Below are 2764 nucleotides of genomic sequence, written 5' to 3'. Positions count from 1 at the left end.
TTTGTGGTTCCAGCCAAAACCTTTGACGTTCCGCAGATGCAAAAAGCACAGACCAAACCCCCAACTCCTCTTGGCCGTTGTCAGCGCGACAAGCCAATCGGCGATCAGCTCGTTCTCAGCTCTGAGCGTCGGCTGATATCGATAGCACGTCTCACTGATGCTGAATGCTCGGCAGGCCAAAGCAATGCTGACGGACCGGTGCCGAACCGCCCACTCGGCCATCTCTCTGCGTTGAGACGGCCTTACCACTTTTTTCCAAGCGCTTCCTTCAACAGGTCGTTTTGCATGCTCTTCTCGGCATACATGCGCTTGAGGCGCTTGTTTTCCTCGTCGAGCTCTTTCATCCGCGCCATCAGGCTCGCATCCATGCCGCCATACTTCGAGCGCCATTTGTAAAAGCTCGCCGAACTCATCCCATGCTCACGGCACAGATCCGCAACCGGCACACCGCCTTCGGCCTGTTTCAAAATACTCATGATCTGAGCGTCGCTGTATTTCGATTTCTTCATCAGAATCTCCTCTTTTATCTTTCGAGAAAATTCTACTTTCAAACGCCCCTAAATTTCGGGGGGATTACCACATCGTCGAACTCCGCGCGGGAGCGTAGATATATTCCCGGCTCGCGATGCCACATATGCACCGTCGTCATCGTTTCCGCCATATCCGGAAGATGGGTGAACAGGCGGCGGACAAAGGAGCTGTCCGGGGAAAGTTCGAACAGGTAAGGCGCAACGTCTTTTTGCTCCTCAGCGGCGTCTCCTTTGAACAGGCAACGGAACGGCAGGCCGCAGTCTTCGAATTCGCTCAGGCCGGACTGGAACTTTCCTGCATCGAGGATCGCATAGGTTTTCATCGGTGGGACATATTCGACGCCGCCGTAATGCGCAATCTCTGCCTCGGTCGGTGCGGGCTGCCCGAAAAGCGGATCATAAAGTGCATCGGGCACATTTTTCATCGGCCAGACGCCCGATTGTCGGTCCAGCGGCGCGACGGAGAATTCCTCGACGGTCAAATAATTCTGTTGCGTGTCCGTGTTTGTGAAGGGCTCCAAGGACCCCATCTCCACGGGATTGCCGGAATGAACAGCCTGTACCAGTGCGCTGAAGTGTGGCGACGTTTGGTTTTGACATTCACGGACCGGAGAGACGCTTTCGAGCCGGACGAGCGTCAGGTCGCGGTGCAGAATTTCCGCCTCAATCCCTGAGCGATAGGTCGCATATCCATCGGCCCACACGGGGATAAGACTTTGATATGCGACCCCGGTTTTATCATTTCGAAAAATGCCGTTGCCGATCCATGGCTCAAATAAACTCATACTCAACTATCAGTTATTTAAAGGAATTCTATCATAATCGTCGGTGACATTCATGCAGAAAATCGCAATTGGGTCATTGCGAAGCCTGAACAGTATGACGAACAACGTCAAATGATTTTTAGGGAATGTCTGCCGCACATCCCAAGTCTTGGGACTGCCGCCCCGGGCGCGGATCAAAGGGTGGGGCCTCGCCATGCTCGCTTTTTTTCGTTGCAGCTGCGCGTGGTTCCGGTCCCGTGGTTCCCACGCCTTTGATCCTTTCTCCCCCACTGCTCGGCGCAAGCCAGACGGTTGCATGCGCAACCCGTCAAAACCAAAGAGGAGAAAAGACCATGCCATATTTACATGCCCAACCCTATGACCTGTCAGCTACCGGCTTTTGTTTTGAAAGCATGGAGGCGTTTCTTGAAAAGGCGAAAGCTAATCGCAATGCCTATGGCGCAGGGCGACACAGGATCGGATCACGACGGCTTCCCGCCAACCCCTGCCACATCAGGCAGCGGGGATGTGAGCATCAATGGCCAGCCTGCGCTCCGACAAGGCGACAGCTTTGCCCCCCATGCCAAACCCAAACACCCGCCGCACGGGCGCAGCCTCTCGGGCGGGTCTGGGACAGTGTTCATCAACGGCAAACCGGCAGGCCGCGTTGGCGACGCCATCGACTGTGGTGGCAGCGTGTCGAGTGGGTCGGGGGATGTGTCGATTGGGGGGAGGCGGAAGCGGACCTTTGATGAACAGTTCTCGGATGGCAGCTTAGGGCCGATTCTGTTGAAAAACTGATGTTTGCGAGCGCAGAATTTGCGGTTCCCGAATGGGCGTGAGCGCCTTTCTTTTCAGGCTTTTCGCGGTTGCTGCGGCGCAGGAAAGATCTTGGCCAGTTTACGGAGGTTTTGGGCGGTTGCGGCGAGGAGGAATTCGTCATTTGCGCCGCAGGGTCCACGTAACCTGAGCCGGTTCAGGCCAAGAATTCGTTTGAGATGCGCGAAGAGCATCTCGACCTTCTTTCGGAGCTTCATCGAGATATCGTATTGGTGGGTTTTGGCGATATCACGGGCAACTTGGCGGGCGTCTTCGTGTTCTTCGCGGGTGATTTTGCGGGCTTCTGCATTCGGGCAGCAAGTTGGTTTCGATGGACAGGTTTGGCAAACCTCCTTCAAAGCTCGATAGCGGGCTGTGCCTTTGCCGGTCGGACCTCGGTTCGGGTCGGAGTAGTTTCGCCGGAACTGCTTCAGTTCGTGACCTTCGGGGCAGATATACTGATCATTCTCCGCGTCCCATTCGAACTCCGCGCGTGACCAAGTGCCGTCGCTGCGCCCCGCCTTGTCGATGACGGGAATATGCGGCGCAATCTCACGCTCAACCAGCCAACCCAGCATTGGGCCTGATCCATAAGCTGTGTCTGCGATCAAACGCTCGGGGTGCAGATCGAACCGGTCTTTGACACGGGTA

3 protein-coding genes and 1 pseudogene are annotated in these 2764 nt (G+C 55.7%); 1 reads left to right on the top strand and 3 read right to left on the bottom strand.

What is annotated here, in order from left to right; genetic code table 11:
* Both NH195_RS20720 and NH195_RS01840 read right to left on the bottom strand, forming a co-directional pair.
* Nucleotides 1–509 (bottom strand): annotated as a pseudogene (locus NH195_RS20720) (transposase); the annotation flags it as partial.
* Nucleotides 510–547: 38 nt separating this feature from the next.
* Nucleotides 548–1051 (bottom strand): DUF4123 domain-containing protein, encoded by a 504-nt coding sequence (locus tag NH195_RS01840; protein ID WP_162265843.1) that lies wholly within the window; start codon nucleotides 1049–1051, stop codon nucleotides 548–550.
* A gap of 609 nt (nucleotides 1052–1660) precedes the next feature.
* Between NH195_RS01840 and NH195_RS01835 the strand changes: the two genes are divergently transcribed.
* Nucleotides 1661–2095 carry a type VI secretion system PAAR protein gene (locus NH195_RS01835; protein WP_338012174.1) on the top strand — a complete coding sequence of 145 codons (435 nt, stop codon included), beginning with the start codon at nucleotides 1661–1663 and terminating at the stop codon, nucleotides 2093–2095.
* A 53-nt stretch (nucleotides 2096–2148) separates the two neighbouring features.
* On the opposite strand, the gene NH195_RS01830 is transcribed toward NH195_RS01835, so the two are convergent.
* Nucleotides 2149–2764 (bottom strand): transposase (locus tag NH195_RS01830; protein WP_155846031.1); only part of this gene is annotated, 616 nt, incomplete at its 5' end.

The sequence above is a fragment of the Celeribacter ethanolicus genome (genome assembly GCF_001550095.1).
Taxonomy (GTDB): Bacteria; Pseudomonadota; Alphaproteobacteria; order Rhodobacterales; family Rhodobacteraceae; genus Celeribacter; species Celeribacter ethanolicus.
This window is presented reverse-complemented; position numbering and strand designations above follow the sequence as displayed.